Here is a 20,315-nt window from a genome sequence, read left to right as displayed (position 1 = left end):
GATCGGATATCGAGCGCTCAGTGAGGTGAGCCGGCCGAGGTGAAAGCGAGGAAGACGTCGTCGAGGCTGGGACTGTGCAGGGAAACCGAGGCCCGAGGCGATCGGGAAGTCCACGGCTCGAGAGCCGCGGCGAGGCCGGTGACAGTGCCGTCGGTCGCGATCTCATCCAGTTGAGTTCCGTCTGTTCCGCGGATCGACACGGTGTCCTCGCCGATGCGTGCCTTGAGTTCTGCCGGTGTGCCCAGACCCGCCATTCGGCCGCTGTCGAGCAGGCCGATCCGGTCGGCCAGTGCATCGGCCTCGTCGAGGTACTGGGTGGTGAGGAACACCGTCGCGCCGCCTCGGGAGAGCTCGCTGACTTCAGTCCACAGCTCCTGCCGGGAGCGGGTGTCCAGCCCGGTGGTGGGTTCGTCGAGAATGAGCACCTCGACGGGGACGACGAGGCTGAGAGCCAGGTCGAGGCGGCGACGCATACCGCCGGAGAGTGCGGCGACCCGGGTGGACATGAAGGCTGTGAGGCTGAGCTTCTCGGCAAGGTCGCGGCTTCGCGCTTTCGCGGCACTCCGACTCAGCCCGGAGAGCCGACCGAGGAGGACGAGGTTCTCTTCGGTCGAGAGATGGGCATCGACGGCAGCTGACTGGCCGGTGACGGCGAATCGCCGCTTCGCCTCGGCGGGTGACTCGCGCACATCGACGTCCATGACTCGAACTGATCCGGCATCAGGGCGGACGAGCGTGGTGAGGATATTGATGCATGTGGTCTTCCCTGCGCCGTTGGAGCCGAGAAGTGCGAAGACCTCGCCTCTGTGCACGTGGAAGTCGAGTCCGTCGAGGACGGTCTTCGTTCCGAAGCGCTTGCCCACCTGTGTGAAGGAGATAGCGGGAGAACGGAGGTCACCCGTGTCGATGTGCCCTGTCGGTTTCGGTGACGGTGCCGTTGAGTCCTGTGCGGTGCTGGTTGAACTTTCCGTGGTCATGATGGGAGTCCTCTCACGAGTCGTGGTTCCCGGAGTAAGTGTCTGTATATGACAGAAACTGTATATGACACTAACACGCAATATATGCCATACACAATATAGACTGACGGCATGAGCACGGATGATCTGATCGAGCAGCTTCCCAGTGGAATCGCACTGGCCTGGGGTGTCGCGGCGACTCCCCAGCGGGGGCCGAAGAGGGAGATGAGCGTCGAGAAGATCGTCGACGCTGCGATTGAGATCGCCGACAGCGACGGCATCCAGGCGGTGTCGATGGCGGCGGTCGCGAAACGACTCGGGTACACGCCGATGTCGCTCTACCGCTATGTCAGCTCGAAGGACGATCTGTTGCTGCTCATGCAGGAGGAGGCGACCGGCCTGCCGCCGGAGCCAGGCGAGGAGGATCTCGGCTGGCGGGCACGACTCGTTGAACTCTATGAGGCGCAGTCACAGATCTATTCGCGTCAGTCCTGGCTGCTGTCGATGCCGATCACCGGCAGCCCGATCACACCGAACAGTTCGGCCTGGCTGGAAGCCGATCTCGAGGCGCTCCGCGATACCGGTCTGACCGAAGAGGAGGGGATCGCTGTCTCACTTCTCGTCACCGGTGCGGCTCGTTGGAAAGGGCTGATTGCGGCAGGCTACGAGGAGCAGAGCAGAGCGACCGGGTTGGACGCCGCCGAGGTGGCGGCGCGGGAGCAGCGTCTCTTCGACGCCGTCATCACCGAGGATGGATATCCCTTCCTCAGGAAGGCGATCGATGCGGGGGTCTTCGCCTCGGAATTCGATCCCTTCGACTTCGGGCTCGAACGAGGGTTGGACGGGGTGGAGGCCTTCATCGAGGCGATCGTGAACGCGCGGGCAGGTGCCGCGTCCGACGTGGCGAACGACGGCTCGAGCGCAGCGACCTCAGTCGCCGCGCCCGATGATGCGACGGAGGCAGCGGCTGCAGGGCATGCCGCGATCGCCGATGATGACCCTGCGGTAGCGGCCGATAAGAAGCTGCGAGAGGCGCAGAAAGCGGTCCGGCAGGCGCAGAAGGTGCTGGCCGAGGCACGGAAACGGGAACGTCAGGTTCTGCGGGAAGCCAAGGAGCGAGTCGCGAAGCGACGCTGAGCGTGAATGCGAGAAGCGGCGCCGGACATTTCGTCCGGCGCCGCTTCTCGCATCTGCCGCGGTTCTCAGATTGGGAGAGGTGTCAGTACCTGGGTCCCGAGGGATTCTTCACTGCGCGCTTGACAGAGGCCACCAGCGACTTGGCCGAACCGATCGCGGTGCCCGGAACCGGGTTGCCCTTCTTGAACAGCGGGAGGGCCACAAGGACGAGGATGATCGCAATGACGGCGAGGATGCCGAAGACGATGAGGAAGCTGCCCCACCATGGCCAGCCCAGACCCTCATGGAATGCTGCCGCACCGGCGAAGATCACCATGAACGAGGACAGGAAGAGCAGGAAGAGAGCGACGATGGCCAGTCCGGCCCCGATGCCCAGGTTCTTCGCACCGGCAGTGGCCTCGGCCTTGGCGAGGGCAATCTCTTCTTCGGCGATCGCTTTGGAATCGTCGCTGATGCCTTTGATCAGTTCGCTGATGGACCGTTCGGCCATGAGAGCTCCTAAATCGAGAACGAGGACAATCTAACTTAAGAGTAGTCTGAACGGGCTCTGCGGCCAAAGGCGAATCGGCGGGGAATCGGGAAAACCCGTCGGATCCGGACGACCGCCGTTATGCGGCAGGGTCGTCTGTCACCGACGGGTCATCCGATTTCGGCCTCAGAGCGAGGGGATCAGGCTCCTGTGACGGACTTTTCGATCTGATCCATCACCGAGGCATCGGCGAGGGTCGACGTGTTGCCGACCTCGCGGTTCTCGGCAACGTCCTTGAGCAGGCGACGCATGATCTTGCCCGAGCGGGTCTTGGGCAGGTCCGTGACGATGTGCACCTTCTTCGGCTTCGCGATGGGGCCGATGTCCTTGCCCACATGCTGACGCAGCTCCTCAGAGGTCTCGGGGGAGTCCTCGACGCCGTTGGAGACGATGACGAACGCGACGACTGCCTGACCGGACGTGTCGTCGGCGGCGCCGACCACAGCCGCCTCGGCGACCTTGGGATGCGCGACGAGCGAGGACTCGATCTCGGCGGTGGACAGGCGGTGACCGGACACATTCATCACGTCGTCGACACGCCCGAGGAACCAGATGTCCCCGTCCTCATCACGGCGGGCGCCGTCGCCGGCGAAGTACGTGTCTTCGAACCGCGACCAGTAGGTCTCCTTGAAGCGCTCCGGGTCTTTCCAGATTCCGCGCAGCATCGACGGCCATGGGCGGCGGATGACGAGCAGTCCGCCTTCGGGGCCGGCCGGGTTCTCACCCGAATCATCGACGACATCGACGGAGATGCCGGGAATCGGACGCTGTGAGGAGCCGGGCTTGGTTGAGAGCACGCCGGGCAGAGGCGCGATCATGTGGGCCCCGGTCTCGGTCTGCCACCATGTGTCCACGATCGGGCAGCGCTCACTGCCGATGACGCGGTGGTACCAGCGCCAGGCCTCGGGGTTGATCGGTTCGCCGACGCTGCCGAGCAGGCGCAGACTGGACAGATCGTACTTCGCGGGGATCTCCTCGCCCCACTTCATGCAGGTGCGGATCGCCGTCGGTGCGGCGTAGAGGATCGTGGCTCTGTACTTCTCGATGATCTCCCACCAACGACCCTGATGCGGGGTGTCCGGAGTGCCTTCGTAGATGATTTGAGTGGTGCCGGCGGCCAGTGGGCCGTAGGTGACATAGGAGTGACCGGTGATCCAGCCGACGTCGGCGGTGCACCAGAAGACATCGGATTCGGGCTTGATGTCGAAGACGGCCTTCATCGAGTAGAGCACCTGAGTGAGGTAGCCGCCGGTGGTGTGGAGGATGCCCTTGGGCTTTCCTGTCGTACCGGAGGTGTAGAGGATGAACAGCGGGTGCTCCGAGTCGAAGAATTCGCACTCGTGTGTGTCGCCGGCCTGGCCGACGGAGTCCTCCCACCACTGGTCACGGCCTTCGACCCAGTCGACGTCCTGACCGGTGCGCTTGACGACGAGGACGTGCTCGACGGGAGTGTCGCCCTGGGCGATCGCTTCGTCGACGGCCGGCTTGAGACTCGTGGGTTTGGTGCGCCGGTAGCTGCCGTCGGCGGTGATGACGACGCGGGCCTCGGCGTCGATGATGCGCGAGTGAAGAGCATCGGCGGAGAATCCGCCGAAGACGACGGAATGCGCCGCACCGAGGCGGGCACAGGCGAGCATCGAGATCACCGCTTCGGGGATCATCGGCAGATAGATGGCCACCCGGTCGCCGGTCTTCACGCCGAGGTCGATCAGCGTGTTCGCCGCCTTCGACACCTCGGCGAGGAGTTCGGCATAGGTGAAGGTGCGGGAGTCGCCCGGTTCGCCTTCGAAGTTGATGGCCACTCGGTCGCCGTTGCCGGCGAGGACGTGACGGTCGAGGCAGTTATAAGCGACGTTGAGCTTTCCGCCGACGAACCACTTCGCGAACGGCGGGTTCGTCCAGTCGAGGATCTCGTCGAAGTCTTCGTGCCAGTCGACGAGCTCACGGGACTGTTCGGCCCAGAAACCCAGGTAGTCCGCCTCGGCGCGTTCGTATTCATCGGCCTTGACGTTGGCGGCGGCCGCGAACTGCTCAGGTGGGGCAAATGTCTCGGTCTGCTCGGCAGCGGTTTCGGTCATGCTTTCCCTCCGACTTCCTTGGTGGATCGAAAATTCTAGTTGCACTGTATACCTGCGGTCGGGGGCTGGGGAGAGCAGTTTCACTCGATGAACGGGGAAATCGGGGGTAGCCACCGCGCATTTGTCGTGGTATGGCTCACATGATTTCGATGGTTGCGCGGCGACGGAAGGGCCGCCTCGGCGGGGGACTGAGGAGTCTTCGACGTGCCTGAGAATGCGCATATGAGTGCACAGGAGGCCTGTGTTCTGCAAGGATGGGGTCAGAGTCTGTCGGGATCCGTCCCGCGCGGACACGGAAACACTGTTAGCTTTTCCCCGAGGTCGACTGGAGTCAGCGATGAGTTCGCCGCAGCATCCAACCGGGTCCGGGCCACAGCCGTGGCAGGATCAGCCCCCGCAGTACCCGGGCCAGAACGCGCAGCAGCCCGGTGGTCAGCCGCCGGCCTACGGTTCGGGACCAGGGCAGTTCGGTTCGGCTCCCGGGCCGGGCTATGGTTCCGCACCGGGACCCTATGGTTCCGCACCGGGACAGCCCGCCGCACAAGGGCCCTACGGTTCGTCCCCGGCCCAGTACGGTTCGGGACCTGGCCCGTACGGTTCTGCTCCCGGTGAGTACGGATCGGCGCCGGGACCCTATGGTTCGGCTCCGGGGCAGGGCCAGTTCGGTCAGGCGCCTGCGCCGAAGCAGAAGACCGGCCCGGGGATCCTCGGCCCGCTGACTCTGCGCGATCTCTTCCTCCTGTTCGCCGGACTGCTCGCCTTCATCGCATTGTTCGTGCCTTACCGGGGTTACGACTACGGCCTCGGCAGTGAGACGACCACTCTGTGGCACTGGAATGTCGCCGATATGGGCGCGCTCGTGTTCGGAGTGCTCACAATTCTGCTCATCGTGGCGGCCGTGCTCGTCAACAAGCTCGGCAACAGCCGACTGCGAGTCGGATCGCTCAGCCTCGACCAGTTCATCTCCGTGCTCTCGGCGATCGCCTTCACCTATGTGTTCGTCGATCTGCTCACTTCGGCGGTCTACTGGCATGTGGGTTCGTACCTGACGTTCTTCGCCGGCCTCATCGCGTTCTTCGCCGGAGTATTCACGATGCTGCCGTTCTTCGCCAAGGAATTCGCCGGCCGCGAGGACATCGAAACCCATCCGAAGGCTCGCCCTGTCACCAAGCACACCCAGCATCCGGCACCAGTGGCCAATGTGCCCGGTGCTGCCGGCCCGGGCACCGGTGCACCCGGATTCGCGCCTTACGGAGCGGCTCCGGCCGGTGCGGGACAGGCGGGACCCGGTCAGCCGGATCAGTTCGGCCAGCCGGGCGGTCCGGGACAGTCCGGTCAGCCGACTCAGTTCGGTGCACCCGGACAGCAGGACCAGTTCGGCGGCCCGGGACAGTCGGGTCAGCCTGCACAGCAGGGTCAGCAGGACCAGTTCGGTCAGTCGGGTCAGTTCGGCGGTCCGGAACAGCAGAACCAGTTCGTCGCTCCCGGCCAGCAGGCAAGGCCCTCCGACCAGCAGGCCCAGCCCAGCCCCTACGCTCCGCCGCAGGAGCAGGACTCCGAGCGTTCGGCTAGCTCCTTCGCCGCACCCGCCGCTTCCGGCACCTCGGGCGCGGGCGCTGCGCCCGAATCCGCGGACGTGGCATCCGACCAGGCCTCGGACGACGGACCGGTGCACAGCACCGGTGACGGACAGACCTACCTGGGTCGTCACGATTCGGACGCCCCACAGCATTCGCAGAGCGAACCGACTCAGGCATTCGGTGTCGGAGCGGGACAGCCGCAGACCGATGCGACCGGAGAGCAGACCGCCGCTGCGGGAAGCCGGGCCGCTGAGTCGGGCAGCCAGCCTGCAGCGTCTGACGCCCAGTCCAGGCAGTCCGATGACATGTCACACTCGGGCGCCGCGGCCGCTGCCGCAGGCGCCGGAGTGATCGGTGCCGGTGCTGCCGGCGTCGCTGCTGCGCATTCGGATTCCGAACGTCGCCGTGGCCGCCACGCCGCTCCCGAAACGGAGTCCGACGCGGAATCGACGCCTGGTGCGGAATCGACCCTCGGTGCGGAATCGACCGACACCGGGTCGGCTGCTCGGAAGGATGAAGCGAACGACGACACGTCCGCGGACCGGTCCACGGCAGCCTCGTCGAAGTCAGACGAGACCCCCACGGTGGTGTCACCGTCCGAGAGCAGCGACCTGGTCTCCAAGGTCAACGCCAAATCGTCCGACACGAACGCCGCCGAAGGTGCGAACGTCGCCGGCGCGAATTCGGCTGCGCAGTCCTCGACCGATGCCGGTCAGGCCTCGACAGGAAATGCATCGGAAGATGCGGCCTCGGCAGATGCGGCGTCGAACGATTCGCCATCGGATTCCCCGGCATCGACCGACGGGACCACGGCGCAGGACCCGGACGACGACGCCAACATCCGCTCCACCGATGCCACCGTCGTCAGCACCCCGGCCGACGACAAGGTCGCGTCAGATGATGAACCCACCTCAGTTGGCAAGACGGGCGCGGACGACGACGAACAGGCGACCGCTGTGATGGAGCCGGCAGTCAACTCGGAGCGGACCACCGCTCCCGAAAGCGAAGAGCCGACTCAGTACGTTCCCGTGGCCGACTACGCCAACCGGCCGGAGACCGACGGGGGCGCGGAGAGGTCGAATGACGAGACCATGGCACAGACGGCCGTCGACAACCAGCCGGTGCCCGCCGATGTGGGGCAGAACCGGTCCGGTGATGCGCCGAACGACGGACGGAACGCCGATCAGGACAATGGTCAGGCCGAGAACCAGGACGGTGGACGCCCCATCATCCAGGCCTTCTGGTTCGCCGTTCCCGAACCGCGCGAAGCCGTGGACGAGACCACCGGAATGCCGGTGTTCACGATCTATCCCGGCGACTGGTACCTCAGCCTCGAAGACAACGGATCCTGGTTCAAGGTCCGCGACTCCGACGGCAGCACCACTGGCATCCTGCGCAATATCGAAGGAATCCAGCGAGGCTGAGCCGACTGGAATCCACTCACGCGTCAACGCTGTGGACAGACCTCGGTCGAACCGGTGCCCACCGGCACCACATGATGTGACCGGCCGGTCGGCCCACCGCGGCTGACGTGGACGGAGGCCGCCGACTGCCGCTGGGGGCGCTTCCTGTGACTCAACCTCACAGGAGGCGCCCCTTCGTCGTTCCATCCACAGGGCGGCACTCCGGCCTGGCCGGTGACAGCCGGGCGGATCCAGGCTCGGTGCATGCAGGTAGCCCTCATCACCGACCTCGGTGCGATCACCGAAGAATGCGCACGAGTGGCCGAAAGCATCGGCATCTCGCTGACCGTCCTGCCTCCCGACTCCGGAGGCTGGCAGTCCGCGTCGCTCATCCTCCTCGGAGAAGACGTCCGCGAAGCCCCCGCCACCGACCGGGCAGACACGATCCTCGTCGTCCTCGACGATGACGAACCCTCCTCGACCTGGGCGAGGGCCGCGCACCTCGGCGTCGACCAGCTCGCCGTGCTGCCTGCTGCTGCGGAATGGCTGAGCGGGCGGATGATCGCCGCTGTCGAACCGCCGACGGCACCCGGGACCACGGTCGGCGTCGTCGCCGGATGCGGGGGAGCCGGAGCCTCCGTGCTCGCCTGCGCACTCGCCCGGCGGGCCGGAGCCGATCACAGCACCGTCCTCGTCGACGCCGACCCGCTCGGCGGGGGACTCGACCTCGTCCTCGGTGCCGAACAGGCCCCCGGTCCCCGGTGGACCGACCTCAGTGCCTCCCGCGGACAGCTGCGCCCCTCCACCCTGGCCGAAGCGCTGCCCCGCCACGACGGGCTCGCCCTTCTGTCCTGGGGGCGAGACGACACCGTCGACCTCGACCCGGACGTCTTCGACGACTTCCTCGCCGCGGCCGGCCAGGCCTTCGACCTCGTCATCGTCGATCTGCCCCGCCACGCCCCACCCCAGTGGACCCGGCGCTGCCATCATGTCCTCCTCGTCTCCCCGGCCCGGGTCAGATCCGCCGTCGCCTCCTCCCAAGTGGCCAAGCGGCTCTCCCAAGCCCACCCGGATGTGCGCCTCGTCGTCCGTGAAACCGGGGCCGGCGGGCTCGACGCCGACCTCCTCGCCGATTCCATCGGGCTGAGCCTGGCTGGAAGCATCCGCGACGATCGGGGCCTGTCCGCTGCCGTCGACCGCGGCGAGGGAATCCCAGGTGGGGCGCACCTCGGCCGCCTCGTCGACCGATTGCTGGGGGAGTGGGTGGAATGAGCGAATGGCTCGACGCCTCGCTCGTCGCCGATGTCCGCAAAACGCTGCTCGACAATCCGGGACCGGTGACCACGGCCGCCGTCGCCGAGGCGGTCCAGCGCACCGGACGCGTGCTCGGTTCCTCCGCCCTGCTCGAACTCGTCACCCGGCTGTCCGCGCAGCTGTCCGGGGCCGGACCCCTGCAGTCCGTGCTCGAGGTGCCCGGCACCACGGACGTGTTCGTCAACGGGCCGCGGGAGGTCTTCGCCGACACCGGTGACGGTCCCCAGCTGCTCGACCTGACGCTGGGATCCGAAGAGGACGTGCGGTCCTTGGCGGTGCGTTTGGCCGCCCTCGGCGGGCGCCGCCTCGACGATTCTTCCCCCTATGTCGACGTTCGTCTGCCCGACGGGGTGCGGATGAACGCGATCGTCCCACCGATTTCCGGGGAGACGACGACGATCAGCTTCCGCGTACCCAAACGGGCCGGATTCCCCTATTCCCAGCTCTGCGCCGAAGGGTTCGTCCCCGCTGAGATCAGCCCCCTCGTCGCCGAGGCGGTCACCTCGCGGGCGAACATCCTCGTCTCCGGCGGAACGGGCACGGGAAAGACCGTCCTCCTCGGCGCTCTGCTGTCGCTGGTCGAACCGATCCAACGCATCGTCATCGTCGAGGACTCCCGCGAGCTCATCGTCACCCACCCGCATACCGTGCAGCTCGCTGCGCGTCAGGCCAACGTCGAAGGCGGAGGCGAAGTGACCCTGACCGACCTCGTGCGCAATGCCCTGCGGATGCGGCCCGATCGCCTCGTCGTCGGGGAATGCCGCGGTGCCGAGGTCCGGGACATGCTCACGGCCCTCAATACCGGGCACGAAGGTGGGTGTGCGACGATCCACGCGAACACCGCCGAGGCCGTGCCCAGCCGGGTGGCTGCGCTCGGTGCGCTGGCGCAGATGAGTCCGGACGCCGTGTATTCGCAGTTCTCCACCGCCATCGACCTCGTCATCCATCTGCGTCGCACGGGTTCCGAGCGGGGAGTCACGGAATTGGCGATCCCGACGAGGACCGGATCCGAGGGAGTGGTGATGGAACCGGTGTGGGGTCGCCCCTCGCCGTCGACGGCCGGCACTGTCAATCGGCGTGCCCTGGCCCGGTTCGAAGCCGTGCTCGAACAGAAGTCCGCGCAATGATCGTCGTCACCGCCGTCCTCATCGCGGCCGGGATCATCCTCGCCGCGCCTCCGGACCCGGGCTCCAGGCTGCGCGAGCTCTTGCCCCGTGGGGAGGGCGGAGAATCGGTGCGGAAAGGGGTGCGTGCCTTCTTTCGCCCAGGCGGTCACACCGCCGACGATCAGGCAGAACGTCTGTGGGCGATCGCCGCCGTGGAGAACTGCGCCCACCTGCTCAAGGTGGGGATGACCCCGCAGGCGGTGATGAGCACGCTGAGTCGCCGCAACGACGTCCTGACCCCGATCTCACGAGCCATCTCCCTGGGTGAGGAACCCGGACGCGCCATCGCCACCCGCAGCTCCGGACTGTCGGAAGCCGCCGCTCACGTGCTGTCGGGAATGGCCGCTGTGTGGACGGTGTCCGAACGCTCCGGAGCACCGGCAGCGGAGATGATCCTCAGGTATGCGGCAGCCCAGAGAGACGCCCTCGACGCCGAACGCGAACGCCGCATCGCGATGGCCGGACCGAGGTCGACGGTGCGGGTGCTCAGCTGGCTGCCGCTCATCGGTGTCGGTCTGGGCCTGCTCATCGGCGTCCGCCCTCTGGAACTCATCACCGGACTGCCGGGACAGCTGAGCATCGGTGCCGGCCTCCTCCTGTACGGTGCCGGCCGGTGGTGGATGCGGACGATGATGCTCAGAGCACAGAGATGACCATGCTGATTGTGCTCATCGGTGTCTGCGTCGGACTCGGCGTGCTGCTGTGGTCCGGACCGACCCGCGGGAGACTGCAGAGCCTCCTCGGCGAGGGCCGATCCGTTCCCACCGACACCGAGGCGGCTGCCGGGGAGGCGGGAACGCCGGAGTCGGGGACGGCAGGAGCAGTGGCCGATGATCAGCTGGCGTTCGACCTCGACCTTGTGGCGATCTGCCTGACCTCCGGTCTGCCGATTCCCGTGGCGCTGACCCTGACCGCCGAGGCCACAGACGACCGGTCGGGTCTGCAGAGGATCGCCCGTGCAATGACGATCGGAGGGCGCAGGCTCGCCGACGACGATCGCCTGCTGCCGGTGCTCGAGGTCTTCGAGTTCTCCGAACACACCGGCGTCGGCCCGGCACCTCTCATCGAGTCAGTGGCCGAGGAGCTGCGGGCTTCGTCCCGTCGGCGTCGGCAGGAGGCGGCTGCCTCGCTGGGTGTGCAGCTGGTGCTGCCCTTGGGTGTGTGCATTCTGCCGGCGTTCCTGCTGCTGTCTGTTGTTCCGGTCGTCATCTCACTGCTGACCGACCTCACGACCGTGTTCTTCTGAAGTGGTGACCGGGTTTTCAGACTCGACCGATAGGCTCGGGACATGGCACCGGTCACACCTTTCAATCAGCTGTCCAATGTCGAACAAGCCGAGGACTACGCCGAGAATCTCTTCGTCGGTCGATCCGTGCGCCTGCGGCCGCTAAGGGAGGATGATCTGCCGTACCTCGAACAGTGGTGGTTCGATCCCTCGATCGTCGTCCTGCAGAATCACACGGTTCTGCCGCGGCCCGAAGGGGGTGTGTCCGAGCAGTTCTCGCAGTGGAGTGCGAACACCTCGAGCGAGGCAGTCGGCTTCAGCATCGAGCTGACCGAAACCGAGGAGTTCGTCGGCCATGTCACCCTCTACGGACGCAATCCCATCAACCAGTCCGCCACTCTGGCGATCGTCCTCGGCCCTGAATTCCACGGTCGCGGATACGGCTCGGATGCCGTGCGACTGGCCGTGAAATACGGGTTCCTCCAATTGGGACTCAATCGCATCGAGCTGCAGACCTGGGCGTTCAACACCCGTGGAATCGCCTCCTATACGAAAGCCGGATTCGTCGAAGAAGGCCGTCGACGCGAAGCCGTGTTCTTCAACGGCCGGCGCCACGACGAAGTCATCATGGCCATCCTCAGAGACGACTGGGCCGGCAACAGCTGATGCTCGGGCTGCGCTGACTCGCACGCCGTTTCCTGTGGACGGCGCCTCCACTCACACACGGTGAGCCTGTGGATGCAGAACACGTTTCCACAGGTGCGAATCCGGCCCTGGACACGGCAGTATGCCGACTCCCAGGCTGAAGGTCCGCTCGCAGAGTGCGAACGGGGTTTCAGCCAAGGAGGAGAGCATGGCCACCACATCACCGTCCCCGCAGATCGAGGACCCGCCGACCGGGCACGTGGAACCGGTCGAGGACCACAGCGAGATCGAACAGTTCTGGGAACCCGACGCCGGAGCGACCACAGCCGAATATGCGATCACCACTCTGGCCGCGTGCGGATTCGCCGCACTTCTCGTCGTGGTCCTCAAATCCGAACCGATCAAGGAACTCATCACGGGGGTCATCTCCTCGGCGCTCGGTCTGGGAAGCTGAACCGTCATGGCACGCGGACGCTCCCGTCAGCGGCAGCGAGGATGGGATCGCGATGCGGGAACGGCGACGGCGGAATTCGCCGTCGTCATGCCGGCTGTCGTTCTTCTCATCGTGCTGCTCGCGGGAGCCGCCGCTGTCGGGTTCTCCCAGCTGCGAGCCTTCGACGCGGCACGGTCCGCGGTCCGTGAGATCGCCCGCGGCGAACCACAGGCCGCCGTCGTGTCCGAAGCGAAGAAGCACGCCGGTGACTCATCCTCGGTCCGTGTCCGAGCCGACGGCGGATACTCGGTCGTCACGGTCACGATCGAGCTGCCGGCCGCGATCTTCTTCCTCGACACCGTCGACGCGGATGCCACCGCACGGTTCGAAGGGGACAGAGGAGGACCGTCATGACGAACATCGTCGTGGGTCTCTGCTCGATCGTGCTCGTCCTCGTCACCGCCATCGGCAGCCTCGGCCAGGCGTTCGTCGCCCACAGTCGGGCACAGAGTGCCGCGGATCTGGCGGCGCTCGCCGCTGCGGACGCCGTGCGCGGACTGGCCACCGGGGAACCGTGTGAGACGGCGAAGGAGGTAGCGATTCGCAACGGCGGACACCTCAAGGACTGCCGTGCCTCATTGAGTGAGCAATCCGCCTATGTCGTCATCGAAGTCGACATCCCGAGACCTCTGCCGAAGGTCAGAGAGGAGGCCGTCGCCGGGAAATGAGGGGGATCGCTACCTGAGCACGGTGCGCAGCAGCCTCAGCGCAGCGTCCTTCTCCAACGGTTCGTTGCCGTTGCCGCACTTCGGCGACTGCACACACGACGGGCAGCCGTCGATGCACTCACATGCGGCGATGGCATCCCTTGTCGCACCCAACCATTCTTCGATGACCTCGCTGCCGCGTTCGGCGAAACCGGCACCACCGGCCAGACCGTCATAGACGAACACTGTCGCCAGTCCGGTGTCGGCATGCAGAGCCGTCGACACTCCGCCGATATCCCACCGGTCGCAGCCGGCGAAGAGCGGCAGCAGACCGATCGAAGCATGCTCGGCGGCATGGACGGCTCCGGGCAGGTCTCCGGAGACGACTTCGGCCTCGTCGAGGACGCTCTGCGGAATCGTCCACCACACGGCCTTCGTCCGCAGCGTGCGCTCCGGCAAGTCGAGCTCGTGTTCGGCGATGATCGCTCCACCGCGCTTGGCCCGCATACGGTAGGCGACGACCTGATCCTTGACGTCGACGGTGCCGCTGCACACAGCCACCCCGGAGGGCAGAACCCGCTGCGCATCGGTGTCGACGATCGAGATCTCCGTCTGCGAGCGCGGCTGAGTCGTGTAGTCGACCTCGGCACGTTCGACGGCGACGATCCGGTCCTCGAGGTCGAGATCGAGGACGGTGAAGTCGATGCCCTGATGCGTGTACACCGCGCCCGGATGGGCTCCCGTATGTGCACCCGATTCGTCGACCGTGCCCAGCAGAGTGCCGGTGCTCGCTTCGACCAGGCTGAATTGTCCGCCGCCGGAACCGCGGATATCGGACAGGTCGGTCGCCGGTTGGTCTTTTGCCCAGAACCATCCGGTCGGCCGTGCTCGCAGCATCTTCCGCTCCACGAGATCGTCGATGACCTCGGACGAATCGTCCGGGAAGTGCACGAGATCGGCCGCCTTCAGAGGCACCTCGGCGGCGGCCGCACACAGGTGACCGGAAAGCACGTGCGGATTGCCCGGATGGATGATGCCGGCGTCGACGGGGGAGTCGAAGATGACTTCGGGGTGGTGGACGACGAAGGTATCGAGCGGATCATCGCGGGCGATGAACACAGCCATCCACCGTTGCCCGGCTCGGCCCGCGCGTCCCGCCTGCTGCCATAGGGACGCCAAGGTCCCCGGCCAGCCGGAGATGATGACCAGGTCGAGTCCGGAGATGTCGATGCCCAGCTCCAGAGCATTCGTCGACGCCACGGCCAGCAGCTGACCCGAACGCAGAGCCGTCTCGAGCATCCTGCGCTCTTCGGCCAGATACCCGCCCCGGTATGCCGCGACCTTGCCGGTCAGGGTCTCGTCCACCTCACCCACCTGGTCACGGACCGTCTGCGCCAGGGCTTCGGTGCCTCGGCGGGAGGCGATGAACGTGATCGATCGATATCCGGCGCACATGGAATCGGTGATGACATCGGCGGCCTCGACGAGGCCGCTGCGCCGGTCCCCGCCCGGTGACACAGGAGGCTCCCACAGTGCGAAGCTGCCTGCTGCCCGGGGTGAAGAATCCTCGGTCACCGCGTTTGCGGGCCGCCCGGTCAGCTTCGCAAAGGCTGCGTCCGGGTCCGCCATCGTCGCCGAGGCTCCGATGACGACCGGGGCAGCCCCGTAGTGGGCGGCGATGCGCAGCAGGCGGCGGAGGATGAGTGCGACGTGGGACCCGAACACTCCACGGTAGCGGTGGGCTTCATCGATGACTATGAAGCGCAGGTTTTTGAACATCCGGGCGAAGCGTTCGTGCTGGGGCAGAATGCTGCGGTGGAGCATGTCCGGGTTGGTGAAGATGATGTTCGCATGCCGTCTCGCCCAGTCCTTCGAGACCTGTGAGGTGTCCCCGTCGTAGCTGGCGGGACGCATGCCCTGGATGACGAATCGTTCGAGTTTGGCCAGCTGATCGGCGGCCAGAGCCTTTGTCGGAGCGATGTAGATCGCCGAGGCGGTGCGCAGCTTCCCGCGAGTCGATTGGATCGCTTCGAGCACCGGCAGCCAGAATCCCAACGACTTGCCCGACGCGGTGGGGGTGGCGATGACGACGTCGGAACCGTCCCTGGCCGTCTGCGCCGCCTCGAGCTGGTGCTGCCACAGAGCGTCGACGCCGATGGAATGACATGCGTGCTTGAGTTCCTCGTCGATCCAGTCCGGCCACTCGGCATCCCGTTCGAAACGCTGCGGGATATCGCGGACATGGACGATCCGCTCATCCCGGGCACCGAAACCGGTGACGATGTCGAGAAGAGCAGAGGAGGCCATGAGTCAATTATGGCGCAGTCGCTAGGATTCTTCTGTGACTGATCTGCCGTTGGCCCACCTGGGCGAGACCCTCTACCGTTCCGGATACACCGAACCACGGCTGCGCCAGTTCTGGGGTGGTCCGACCTCGGAGGCGCTGCTGCGCAACAACGCCGCACCCGCCATCCACCACTGCGCCCGGACGCTGGCGGACCAGTCGTCGACGGCCGCCGACCGTGCCATGGCCAGCGCGGCGCTGCTCTTCCACTTCCACCGCACAGTCCCGGTCGCCCAGGTCCGCGCCCTGCTGGGGGAGTCCTTCGACACCGCCGCCGAGGCGGGGCTGATCACCGTGGACGACGACGAGGTGACCGCCCCCTTCGCCCTGACCCCCTATGAACTTCCCGTGGGTGTTCCCCGCGGCTTCCGTCCCGGGGACGAGAACCTCTACCTCGTGGCCGACCACGGCACCCTGACCACACCGGATGTCCTCGACGGCGAGTTCGTACTTGGACTCGGCGGAGCCGGCCGGACACTGGTGTCGATCACCCCGCGCGACCACGTCGGGGTGGCCGCCGACATCGGCACCGGCTGCGGAATCCAAGCTCTGCTGCTGACCCGCCACAGCGACCGAGTCATCGCCACCGACATCTCCCACCGGGCCCTGCGTCTGGCCGAACTCTCGGCCGGACTCAACGGTGTGACGACGATCGAATTCCGGCACGGCTCGCTTCTCGAACCATTGCAGGAACCCGTGGATCTGCTCGTGTCGAATCCGCCGTTCGTGATCACCCCGCGCAGCACGGACACCACCTTCGAATACCGGGACGGCGGAATGACTGGGGACCGACTCGTTCGGGAGCTCTTCACCCGGATCCCTGAGAACCTCGCCCCGGGCGGACGCAGCGTCTGCCTCGGAAACTGGGAAGCCGCCTCGGGGAAGGACGAAGGACCGGAGTCCTGGGTCTGCGATGACGACACGTCAGTGTTCGTCATCGAACGCGAAGCCCTGGACCCCATCGCCTACGCCGAGACCTGGATCCGCGACAGCGGGATCCCTCGCGCCAGCACCGCCTGGAACGACGCAGTCGCCGCATGGCTCGACGACTTCGCCACCAGAGCTGTGGACGAAGTCGTCTTCGGGTACGTGCTGATCGCGAAGTCCGATAACGATGTGCCAACGATTGGTACCGAAGATCCCGCGATCGGCGACGTCACCTCGGACGTCGACCGCGGACCGTCGGGGACGGCCGAGGGAGTGTTCAAGACCCGGGTCAGAGTCACCTCGGCGCCGGCGAACAATCCGCACGGACTCGCAGAGTTCCTCACCACGATTATCGCGATCCGGTCGTGGCTGGCAGCGGCCGGACCGGAGGAGATCGCCGCGACTGCTTTCACACGCTCTCCGGACCTCGTCGAACATCGCCATTTCCTTCCCGGAGCGCCGGAACCCAACTCGATCACCTTGGAACAGGGGATCGGCTTCGGGCAGGTCTTCGACCTCGACACGGCACTGGCCGGATTCGTGTCCGTCGCGGATGGGACGCTGACCCTGCGACAGACGGCCGGGGCCTTGGCCCAGCTTCTCGAGGTCGATCCCACGGCTCTGGAAGATCAGCTCGTGGCGCAGGTCAGAGCCCTGTGCGCGGCGGGTGCACTGCTGCCCGACGGCGGTTCGATCGGGACCTCGACGACTGGGACGTCGGCGGAATAGGGATAGGATCGGAAACCGTTGACCCCGTGTCCGAGCCGAGATCGGACGAGGTCCGGGCAGCATCCGGGCCGCAAGTGCCGATGAGGAACGTGTCCGTTCAACAGTGTTACATTGGGCCGGATCGTCCGTTGCAGCGGGCAGCTGATGCCGTGAGAGGAATGTGAAAGCGTGACCACAACCGAGAAGAAGCCCCGTCGCCTCGTCATCGTCGAGTCTCCGACGAAGGCGCGAACGATTGTGGGATACCTCGGCGACGGTTATGACGTCGAGGCCTCCGTCGGTCATATCCGCGACCTGCCCACCCCTTCGGAGCTGCCCGCCGATATGAAGAAGGGGCCGTACGGAAAGTTCGCTGTCGACGTCGACAACAACTTCGATCCCTATTACCGGATCGATCCGGGCAAGAAGAAGAAGGTCACCGAACTCAAGCGTCTGCTCAAAAACGCCGACGAACTCTATCTGGCAACGGATGAGGACCGCGAGGGAGAGGCCATCGCCTGGCATCTGCTCGAAGTCCTCAAACCGAAGATTCCGGTCAAACGCATGGTCTTCCACGAGATCACGCCTGAGGCGATCGAACGGGCCCTGGAGAACACCCGCGAAATCGACACCTCGCTCGTCGACGCGCAGGAGACCCGCCGCATCCTCGACCGTCTCTACGGCTACGAGGTCTCACCCGTGCTGTGGCGCAAGATCCGTGCCGGGCTCTCGGCCGGACGTGTGCAGTCCGTGGCCACCCGCCTCGTCGTCGAACGCGAACGCGAACGCATGGCCTTCGTGCCCGCTGACTACTGGGACCTCGATATCGATCTCGGTCTGCCGGACGGGACGAACCCGTTCGCTGCGAATCTCACCACACTCGACGGATCGCGAGTGGCCAGCGGCCGTGACTTCAACGACAAGGGCGAGCTGAAGAACACCTCGGCGACGATCGTCGACCAGGCGCGAGCGGAGTCGTTGGCCACGGAGCTGAACGGCAGCGCAAAGGATGCGCTGACGGTGACCGCGGTGGAGTCGAAGCCGTACTCCCGGCGTCCGGCCGCACCCTTCACGACCTCGACCCTGCAGCAGGAAGCCGGACGCAAACTGCGCATGAGCGCTCGTCAGGCCATGCGCACCGCTCAGTCGCTGTACGAGCACGGCTACATCACCTATATGCGTACCGACTCCTCGGCGCTGTCGGGTCAGGCCATCGCTGCCGCCCGCAAGCAGGTGACCGAACTCTACGGTCCCGAATTCGTTCCGCAGTCGCCGCGCCAATACGCGAGCAAGCAGAAATCGGCGCAGGAGGCCCACGAGGCGATCCGTCCCGCCGGTGACTCCTTCCGCACCCCGGCACAGGTGTCCAAGCAGCTCAACGGCGACGAGTTCCGTCTCTACGACCTCATCTGGAAGCGCACCGTCGCCAGCCAGATGGCCGACGCGAAGGGCAAGACCGCGACGATCAAGGTCAGCGCTGCTCTCGCCGACGGCCACGAAGCCGGTTTCAGCGCCAGCGGCACCGTCATCACCTTCCGCGGGTTCCTTGCCGCCTATGAAGAGGGCCAGGACGCGTCCCGCTACGACACGAAGTCCGGAGAATCGCGGCTGCCGCAGGTCGAAGAGGGCCAATCGCTGTCGGTCGTCAAGGCCGAAGCCGACGGCCACACCACCGCTCCGCCGCCGCGCTTCACCGAAGCCAGTCTGGTCAAGCAGCTCGAAGAGCTCGGCATCGGCCGACCCTCGACCTATGCTGCGACGATCTCCGTGATCCAGGACCGCGGCTATGTGACCACTCGCGGCAATGCATTGGTACCCAGCTGGTTGGCGTTCTCTGTCGTCCGCCTGCTCGAAGAGCACTTCACCGGTCTGGTCGACTATGCGTTCACCGCTGACCTCGAATCCGAACTCGACCGGATCGCGATGGGCGAGGAGGATCGCAACGACTGGTTGGCCGGATTCTATTTCGGTGACAAGACCCAGGACCGTGAAGGACTCAAAGCCATCGTCGACGACCTCGGCGATATCGATGCCCGCGAGGTCAACACCGTCGCCATCAGCGAAGGTGTGAACCTGCGTGTGGGCCGCTACGGTCCCTACCTCGAAGTCGCCTCGGAGAAGGACGGAGAGGACCCGAAGCGGGTCTCCGTCCCCGACGATCTGGCACCCGATGAGCTGACAGCGGCGAAGGCCGCCGAACTCATCGAATCCCAAGGCGACGGCGACCGCGAGCTCGGCGTCGACCCGGAGACCGGACACACCATCGTGGCGAAGAACGGTCGTTTCGGACCCTATGTCTCCGAGGTGCTGCCCGAACCCGAGGAGAAGCCGAAGCGCGGCGCGAAGAAGCCGAAGCCGCGCACAGGTTCCCTGTTCAAGTCGATGGATCTGAACTCGATCGACCTCGAGACCGCGCTCAAGCTGCTCAGCCTGCCGCGCGTGGTCGGACAGGACGAAGAGGGCACGGACATCACCGCGCAGAACGGCCGATACGGACCGTACCTGAAGAAGGGAACCGACTCCCGCTCCCTGACCGATGAGGAGCAGATCTTCAACATCACCCTCGAAGAGGCGCTGAAGATCTACTCCGAGCCGAAGCAGCGCGGCGGTCGTCGGGCCGCGGCTCCGCTGAAGGAACTCGGCGAGGACCCGGAGACGAAGAAGCCCGTCGTCGTCAAGGACGGTCGCTTCGGACCGTATGTCACCGACGGTGAGACGAATGCGACCCTGCGCAAGGACGACTCCGTCGAAGCCGTGACGCTCGAACGCGCCGCGACTCTGCTCGCTGAGAAGCGCGCGAAGGGGCCGGCGAAGAAGAAAGCTCCGGCAAAGAAGGCCCCCGCCAAGAAGTCGACTGCGAAGAAGACGACGGCTTCCAAGTCGACTGCGTCGAAGTCCACGGCGGCGAGAACTACGGCTGCGAAGAAGACGAGCACGGCCAAGCCGAAGACTCCCTGAGTCGACGTCCGCCGAGCCCGCGGCGTTCACCTGTCACTGCTTTCGCCACCTGCCTGATGGTCCGGCAGGTGGCGAAAGTCGTTTCTTCTCCCGTCGCCTGTGACACCCCGTGGCCCGTGATTGTTGGGTCGATCCACGGTGTTTCCGACGTCGAAAACACCGTGGATCGACCCAACAATCGCCGTTTGCCGGCGCCGGCCACGTA

Annotated in this window: 16 protein-coding genes; 12 read left to right on the top strand and 4 right to left on the bottom strand. The window is 65.9% G+C overall.

The annotated features are described in order from the left end of the window. Positions 1-17 precede the first annotated feature (17 nt). On the bottom strand, positions 18-977 hold the full coding sequence (locus HK108_RS06645) for an ABC transporter ATP-binding protein (RefSeq protein ID WP_181270930.1): 960 nt from the start codon (positions 975-977) through the stop codon (positions 18-20). A 111-nt stretch (positions 978-1,088) separates the two neighbouring features. On the opposite strand from HK108_RS06645, the gene HK108_RS06640 reads away from it, so the two are divergent. Further along, entirely contained in the window at positions 1,089-2,093 is a 1,005-nt protein-coding gene (locus HK108_RS06640) for a TetR/AcrR family transcriptional regulator (protein WP_181270929.1), read from the top strand. 82 nt (positions 2,094-2,175) lie between these two features. On the opposite strand, the gene HK108_RS06635 is transcribed toward HK108_RS06640, so the two are convergent. Both HK108_RS06635 and acs read right to left on the bottom strand, forming a co-directional pair. Next, positions 2,176-2,583 carry a phage holin family protein gene (locus tag HK108_RS06635; RefSeq protein ID WP_039211350.1) on the bottom strand — a complete coding sequence of 136 codons (408 nt, stop codon included), beginning with the start codon at positions 2,581-2,583 and terminating at the stop codon, positions 2,176-2,178. Positions 2,584-2,762: 179 nt separating this feature from the next. After that, positions 2,763-4,700 (bottom strand): acetate--CoA ligase, encoded by a 1,938-nt coding sequence (acs, locus tag HK108_RS06630; protein WP_181270928.1) that lies wholly within the window; start codon positions 4,698-4,700, stop codon positions 2,763-2,765. Positions 4,701-5,037: 337 nt separating this feature from the next. On the opposite strand from acs, the gene HK108_RS06625 reads away from it, so the two are divergent. From HK108_RS06625 to HK108_RS06585, 9 genes are all read left to right on the top strand, one after another. After that, positions 5,038-7,704 (top strand): hypothetical protein, encoded by a 2,667-nt coding sequence (locus tag HK108_RS06625; RefSeq protein WP_181270927.1) that lies wholly within the window; start codon positions 5,038-5,040, stop codon positions 7,702-7,704. 243 nt (positions 7,705-7,947) lie between these two features. After that, a complete protein-coding gene (ssd, locus tag HK108_RS06620; protein WP_181270926.1) occupies positions 7,948-8,955 on the top strand; it encodes a septum site-determining protein Ssd in 1,008 nt (335 codons plus the stop codon). Next, positions 8,952-10,124, top strand: coding sequence for a TadA family conjugal transfer-associated ATPase (locus HK108_RS06615; RefSeq protein WP_172173911.1), 1,173 nt, complete (start codon positions 8,952-8,954; stop codon positions 10,122-10,124). The genes ssd and HK108_RS06615 overlap by 4 nt, the downstream gene beginning before the upstream one ends. Beyond that, complete coding sequence (locus tag HK108_RS06610) at positions 10,121-10,816, top strand: type II secretion system F family protein (protein ID WP_139468703.1); 696 nt, start codon at positions 10,121-10,123, stop codon at positions 10,814-10,816. Before HK108_RS06615 ends, HK108_RS06610 begins: the two co-directional genes overlap by 4 nt. Continuing rightward, positions 10,813-11,409, top strand: coding sequence for a type II secretion system F family protein (locus HK108_RS06605; protein ID WP_229664004.1), 597 nt, complete (start codon positions 10,813-10,815; stop codon positions 11,407-11,409). Before HK108_RS06610 ends, HK108_RS06605 begins: the two co-directional genes overlap by 4 nt. A gap of 42 nt (positions 11,410-11,451) precedes the next feature. After that, the gene (locus HK108_RS06600; protein WP_092016110.1) at positions 11,452-12,054 is read left to right on the top strand and encodes a GNAT family N-acetyltransferase; all 603 of its coding nucleotides are present in this window, start codon (positions 11,452-11,454) and stop codon (positions 12,052-12,054) included. A 187-nt stretch (positions 12,055-12,241) separates the two neighbouring features. Next, a complete protein-coding gene (locus tag HK108_RS06595; RefSeq protein WP_139468701.1) occupies positions 12,242-12,487 on the top strand; it encodes a DUF4244 domain-containing protein in 246 nt (81 codons plus the stop codon). 6 nt (positions 12,488-12,493) lie between these two features. Then, complete coding sequence (locus HK108_RS06590; protein ID WP_181270925.1) at positions 12,494-12,880, top strand: TadE family protein; 387 nt, start codon at positions 12,494-12,496, stop codon at positions 12,878-12,880. Further along, entirely contained in the window at positions 12,877-13,194 is a 318-nt protein-coding gene (locus HK108_RS06585) for an Rv3654c family TadE-like protein (protein WP_181270924.1), read from the top strand. Before HK108_RS06590 ends, HK108_RS06585 begins: the two co-directional genes overlap by 4 nt. Positions 13,195-13,203: 9 nt before the next feature. Here HK108_RS06585 and sftH read toward each other — a convergent pair whose 3' ends face one another. Continuing rightward, a complete protein-coding gene (gene sftH, locus HK108_RS06580) occupies positions 13,204-15,480 on the bottom strand; it encodes a DEAD/DEAH box helicase (RefSeq protein WP_181270923.1) in 2,277 nt (758 codons plus the stop codon). A gap of 34 nt (positions 15,481-15,514) precedes the next feature. Between sftH and HK108_RS06575 the strand changes: the two genes are divergently transcribed. After that, the gene (locus HK108_RS06575) at positions 15,515-17,173 is read left to right on the top strand and encodes a DUF7059 domain-containing protein (protein ID WP_229664003.1); all 1,659 of its coding nucleotides are present in this window, start codon (positions 15,515-15,517) and stop codon (positions 17,171-17,173) included. 168 nt (positions 17,174-17,341) lie between these two features. Beyond that, positions 17,342-20,110, top strand: coding sequence for a type I DNA topoisomerase (gene topA, locus HK108_RS06570; protein WP_181270922.1), 2,769 nt, complete (start codon positions 17,342-17,344; stop codon positions 20,108-20,110). Positions 20,111-20,315: the final 205 nt, after the last annotated feature.

Source organism: Brevibacterium sediminis (assembly GCF_013623905.1).
GTDB lineage: Bacteria > Actinomycetota > Actinomycetes > Actinomycetales > Brevibacteriaceae > Brevibacterium > Brevibacterium sediminis.
This window is presented reverse-complemented; position numbering and strand designations above follow the sequence as displayed.

What these genes read in the sequence shown, in the direction of transcription:
- HK108_RS06645 (WP_181270930.1), bottom strand. Translation starts at nt 977, where the DNA reads ATGACCACGGAAAGTTCAACCAGCACCGCACAGGACTCAACGGCACCG.
- HK108_RS06640 (WP_181270929.1), top strand. Translation starts at nt 1,089, where the DNA reads ATGAGCACGGATGATCTGATCGAGCAGCTTCCCAGTGGAATCGCACTG.
- HK108_RS06635 (WP_039211350.1), bottom strand. Translation starts at nt 2,583, where the DNA reads ATGGCCGAACGGTCCATCAGCGAACTGATCAAAGGCATCAGCGACGAT.
- acs (WP_181270928.1), bottom strand. Translation starts at nt 4,700, where the DNA reads ATGACCGAAACCGCTGCCGAGCAGACCGAGACATTTGCCCCACCTGAG.
- HK108_RS06625 (WP_181270927.1), top strand. Translation starts at nt 5,038, where the DNA reads ATGAGTTCGCCGCAGCATCCAACCGGGTCCGGGCCACAGCCGTGGCAG.
- ssd (WP_181270926.1), top strand. Translation starts at nt 7,948, where the DNA reads ATGCAGGTAGCCCTCATCACCGACCTCGGTGCGATCACCGAAGAATGC.
- HK108_RS06615 (WP_172173911.1), top strand. Translation starts at nt 8,952, where the DNA reads ATGAGCGAATGGCTCGACGCCTCGCTCGTCGCCGATGTCCGCAAAACG.
- HK108_RS06610 (WP_139468703.1), top strand. Translation starts at nt 10,121, where the DNA reads ATGATCGTCGTCACCGCCGTCCTCATCGCGGCCGGGATCATCCTCGCC.
- HK108_RS06605 (WP_229664004.1), top strand. Translation starts at nt 10,813, where the DNA reads ATGACCATGCTGATTGTGCTCATCGGTGTCTGCGTCGGACTCGGCGTG.
- HK108_RS06600 (WP_092016110.1), top strand. Translation starts at nt 11,452, where the DNA reads ATGGCACCGGTCACACCTTTCAATCAGCTGTCCAATGTCGAACAAGCC.
- HK108_RS06595 (WP_139468701.1), top strand. Translation starts at nt 12,242, where the DNA reads ATGGCCACCACATCACCGTCCCCGCAGATCGAGGACCCGCCGACCGGG.
- HK108_RS06590 (WP_181270925.1), top strand. Translation starts at nt 12,494, where the DNA reads ATGGCACGCGGACGCTCCCGTCAGCGGCAGCGAGGATGGGATCGCGAT.
- HK108_RS06585 (WP_181270924.1), top strand. Translation starts at nt 12,877, where the DNA reads ATGACGAACATCGTCGTGGGTCTCTGCTCGATCGTGCTCGTCCTCGTC.
- sftH (WP_181270923.1), bottom strand. Translation starts at nt 15,480, where the DNA reads ATGGCCTCCTCTGCTCTTCTCGACATCGTCACCGGTTTCGGTGCCCGG.